This is a genomic window from Thiorhodococcus mannitoliphagus (genome assembly GCF_010915725.1).
GTDB classification, from domain to species: Bacteria; Pseudomonadota; Gammaproteobacteria; order Chromatiales; family Chromatiaceae; genus Thiorhodococcus; species Thiorhodococcus mannitoliphagus.
On the sequence record NZ_JAAIJR010000229.1, the window covers coordinates 1 to 4,405 of the forward strand.

Genomic DNA, 4,405 nt, shown 5'->3' on the forward strand with positions numbered 1-4,405 from the left:
AGACCCCAAGCATCTTGGTCTGGTCGAAGCTGATGGCGAGATCGCCCTTGGCGATCTGACGCGTGATCTCGGCAATCACGGCCGGTTCTTCACCCAGTTTCTTCATGACGTTGCTGATCAGCAGTAACGCAATGGCGATACCCATGGTGACCGCAAACAAGGTCCCGAAGATGGAGATATTGACGGCGGTGGCCGATGTTGACTCAAGCGATGCCATCCGTGCACCCATGAGCGCGCTTTCTCTTTCCTTGAAGGTCTTAATCTGGTCACGGAATTTATCGAAAAAGACCTTGCCTTTTTCCTCGCCGACCAGCCTAGCCATGTCATCCATGGTCTTCGCGTCACCGATTTCGCGGCGCAGGTTGAGCTGGCCTTCAACGACATTATCGATCCAGCCGGTAATCGTCGTATTGATCTCTTTCAGCAAAGCAACCTGGGCAGGGTTGTCGTCGACAGTCTTTGACAAGGAAGCGACGAGCGCATAAAAACGTTCCTTGCCGTTGTTATAGGGTTCGAGAAAGGCGTCCCTGCCAGCGAGCAGGTAGCCGCGCATACCGGTTTCCATGTCGACCGCTGCAGCCAGGATCGCCTCTGCGGTAGCCATGACTTCATAGGTGTGATCAACCCAGGCGGCCAACTGCCTCAGCTCATTGATCTCGGTGGCGGTCTTGGCCTTGGCTTGACGCGCCTGCATCAGCTTTTCTTCGCGTTCGATGAAGGTGGCAATCTGCCCACGAAATTTGTCGAAGTATTGCTTGCCTCTGGCCTCTTGAACCAATTTGGCCATGTCGTTCATGGTCTTTGCATCGCCGATCTCGCGTCTCAGCTCGATGGCCGGTTGGGTGACGTCGGTTTGCCATTGATCGATGGTGTCTCTGATCTCCGCCAGCAGCTTTACTTGAGCAGGATTGTCATCGACCGTCTTTGACAGTGTGTCAATCAGCTCATCAAAGGTCTTTTTTCCGCGATTGTATGGGGCGAGAAATTCCTCCTTGCCCGCGAGCAGATAGCCGCGCATACCTGTTTCCATATCGACAGCCGCGGCTTCAATGCTAGACGCCTCAGCGAGGACTTCATGGGTGTGGTCAACCCAGTAGAAATTCTGCAGCAGTGAATGAATGCTCAGGTAGACAACCACTGATATGGCAATCATCAGAGCCAGAATCAGAGCGTTGCTCAAAAAAAGCTGAGTTCTGAACTTTAGGTTTCCAAGCATTTCCCGATCCCCTTCAGATTAATAATTATCAGGCCGGTAAAAAACAGGAATAGAACCCCAGACTTGGTCACCTTGACTGGCGCTTTTTGGCGCGGTCGCCCCTGGTGTGCGCGATGGTAGCCAGCTCGGACACATCCAGGCTCAGGGCGATGTCACCCGTCCTCAGGATGGTCGCGCCCGCCACGCCACGCAGACGCTCGAAAATCTTGCCCAAGGGCTTGATGCCGGTTTGCAGCTCGCCCAGGAATCTATCCACCACCAGGCCCATCTTGTGATGATCGAAAGGCGCCACGACCAGGCTCTCACGGCGCCTACAGTCGCGCTGCCCCGCAGCTGACTGTCGAACAACTCGGCGAGTCGGATGAAGGGCAGCACCTCGCCGCGCAGATTGATGGCGTGCGGATCCTGCTGCTTGATGGTCTGGGTGGCGTCGATCTCGACGCAGACGACGACCTGAAACAGCAGGATCACGTATTGATCGGCCTCGGCCCTAACGAGAAAATCATCGATGATGGCGAGCCTGAGCGGCAGGACGCGGGTGATCTTGGTGCGAGTGCCGAATCCTCGACGATCACGACCTTGACCTGAGGCATCTCAGCCCACTCCATCCGAAAAAACCCTTGGCTTCCCAAGCACTCTGAGCGGCCGTCGCGCGGAGTGTCGCCCCTTCCGCCCAAGTCTCTAGAGAGGATTCGCCTCAGACCGACGAGTCATGCCAACGGGATCGCTATCGGAATCGGGATCGCTATCGTCGGTTCGATCCCGATCCCGATCCCGACGGCCTTGGATGGTCGGACGCTTCATCGAAATTTGACTCATCTGCAAGCATTTTGCGCCCTCGAGGATTCTAGGCCCATGGTCATCCTAGAAGAAATCCGCTGGCCTGCCGCGCTGCTCGACTGCAATGGTGCGCCGCAGATAGTCGCGCTCTTCTTCAATGATGCCAGTGGTGTTCGAGCGCGGGATCCGTCTGACGAAGACCGAGTAGTCGCCTCCGTAGAAGTGCACCTGACGCCCATTAACGCCGCCCAGGTCCTGGGCCACGAGCGGGACGCCATCTTGCTCGAGGAAGCCGCGCACGAACTGCACATTAGCGGTGCCAATGCCGTCGCGCTCGGGCAAGCCCAGTGAGGCCAACTGCAAGACATTGGCCCCGCCGAAGGCCTTGGCGCGCAGCCGCTTCCGTTGCGCACCCAGCTGGAGCGCCTCGTTGATGAGGATCTCCATCGCCCACAGGCCGTAGCGTCCCGCGTCCGAATCCAGCGCCAAGTGTCCGGACGCTGGATTGCGCACCGGCAGCAGAAAGTGGTTCATGCCAATGACGCGCGCGATCGGATCGAAGAGACACACGGCCACGCAGGATCCCAGCAGCGTCGAAAGCATCATGGGCTCCCGGGTGACAAAGTGCTCGCCCGGCCGCAAAAAACGCTTTCTGACCCGTGTCACCTCCGCCATTGTCTTGAGCAAACGCCACCGAGCGCGCGAGCGCCTTAACGCCGCGGTTTGCGGAACACGGATGGCCGAACCATCTGAAGATCCGTCCGGAGCCCCTGCAGAGACTCCACATGACTGATCACCAGATAGCCGCCAGGGGCGATGGATTGGCTCAGGGCGTTCAGCACCCGCTGCTTGGTCGGGGAATCGAAATAGATCAGTACATTACGCAAGAACACCAGCTCGAAGGATGCCGTTTCTTTCAAGGGCTGCATCAGATTATGCTGGACCAGACGCACGCGCGCCTTGAGCTTGGGGTCGATCAGAAGATTGCCCGCCTGGGCGCGCACCCCCTTGAGGCAGTACTTCGACAGCCAGGCGCGCGGCAAGTGCTTGGCCCGCTCCAAGGGGTAGAGGGCGCGCCGGGCCTGGTCGAGCACACGCGAGCTGATGTCGGTTCCCAGAATCTCCCATTGCTCCATGCCGAGCCCCTCCGCCAGCGTCATCGCGAGCGTGTAGACCTCTTCCCCGGACGAGCAAGCCGCGCTCCAAACGCGCAGCGGACGTCCACGGTAGCTTGGCAGCACCTGCTGGAGGAGAAAGTCGAAATGCGCCGGCTCACGATAGAAGTAGGTCTCATTGGTCGTCAGCAGGTCGACTAGGTGCTGGCGCTCGAGGTCGTGGCCGGGCTCGGAGACGCGCTCGAGATAGGCGGTGAAGCTGCGCAGCCCCAGATCCCTCAAGCGCCGCTGAAGGCGCGCACTGACCATCTGGCGCTTGTGCGGTGCCAGACTGATGCCTGCCCGCTCATAGATGAAACGACGAAAGCGCTCGAACTCCGCCTCCTCAAGCGGGACGACCTCCGCAATCGAGGTCCGCTCAACCGGAGTGTCGTTGGCATGAGAGGCAAAGTTAAGACTGAGCATTGGAGCCGCTTGGGGCGACCTCCGTCCGCAACGCCTGCAACGCCGCCAGTTCTTGGATGGAGAGCACGTGATCGACGTTGAGAATAATCACGAAGACGTCCTCCAGCCGGCCCATGGCCGCAATGAAATCCGTGCGGATCTCAGAGCCAAACTCCGGCGGCGGCTTGATGTCCTCGCGCGGGATCTCGAGGATGTTCTTGACCTCGTCGACCAGCATCCCGAGCACATGCCCCTCCTCGCCCACGCGCACCTCCACAAGCACGATGCAGCTGCGCTTGGTCAGGGTGATGCCGCCGCGCCCCAGGCGCGCGCCCAGGTCGATCACAGGCACGACGCTGCCGCGGAGGTTGATCACGCCACGGATGTAATCCGGCGTCATGGGCACGCGCGTGATCACCGGGGTCTCGATGATCTCCTTGACGGCGTCGATCGACATCGCCAGGCGCTCCTCGCCGACGTCGAAGGTCAGGTATTGGCCGGCCTCGTCGGCGTCCACGCCAGCCTCGGTCGCGGTCTTGCTTACCATGAGCTCGCCCATTTCGACCTCCAATCAGAAGCGCTCGAAGTCTTTCTGGTCGAAGTCGTCGAGGTCGACCTCGGTCTCGCCAGCATCGCTAGCGCGCTTCCCGCTACCACTGTGCATCGGGCGCGGTGCGGCGCGCACGCTGGAGCCCCCAGAGGCGCTGGTGCGGAAGAAGGACATGGTCTCTTGCAGCTGACTGGCCTGGCCGTTGAGTTCCTCGGCCGTGGCGGCGAGTTCCTCGGAAGAGGAGGCGTTCTGCTGGGTGGCCTTGTCGAGTTGGCTCATGGCGTCGTTGATCTGACCAAT

5 protein-coding genes and 2 pseudogenes are annotated in these 4,405 nt (G+C 59.9%); all 7 read right to left on the reverse strand.

The window, feature by feature from the left end; genetic code table 11:
• Positions 1–1,180: CHASE3 domain-containing protein (locus G3480_RS25160; protein WP_240906059.1), on the reverse strand; the 1,180-nt coding region annotated here is incomplete at its 3' end.
• A gap of 103 nt (positions 1,181–1,283) precedes the next feature.
• Entirely contained in the window at positions 1,284–1,508 is a 225-nt protein-coding gene (locus tag G3480_RS29135) for a chemotaxis protein CheW (RefSeq protein ID WP_338114220.1), read from the reverse strand.
• Between the two features lie 104 nt (positions 1,509–1,612).
• Positions 1,613–1,687: pseudogene (locus G3480_RS29140) on the reverse strand (hypothetical protein); the annotation flags it as partial.
• A gap of 393 nt (positions 1,688–2,080) precedes the next feature.
• Positions 2,081–2,602: a chemotaxis protein CheD gene (locus G3480_RS25170; protein WP_240906060.1), complete on the reverse strand. Its 522-nt coding sequence runs from the start codon at positions 2,600–2,602 to the stop codon at positions 2,081–2,083.
• Between the two features lie 104 nt (positions 2,603–2,706).
• Entirely contained in the window at positions 2,707–3,576 is an 870-nt protein-coding gene (locus G3480_RS25175; protein WP_164656964.1) for a CheR family methyltransferase, read from the reverse strand.
• Complete coding sequence (locus G3480_RS25180; RefSeq protein WP_164656965.1) at positions 3,563–4,114, reverse strand: chemotaxis protein CheW; 552 nt, start codon at positions 4,112–4,114, stop codon at positions 3,563–3,565. The genes G3480_RS25175 and G3480_RS25180 overlap by 14 nt, the downstream gene beginning before the upstream one ends.
• Before the next feature lie 12 nt (positions 4,115–4,126).
• Positions 4,127–4,405 (reverse strand): annotated as a pseudogene (locus tag G3480_RS25185) (methyl-accepting chemotaxis protein); the annotation flags it as partial.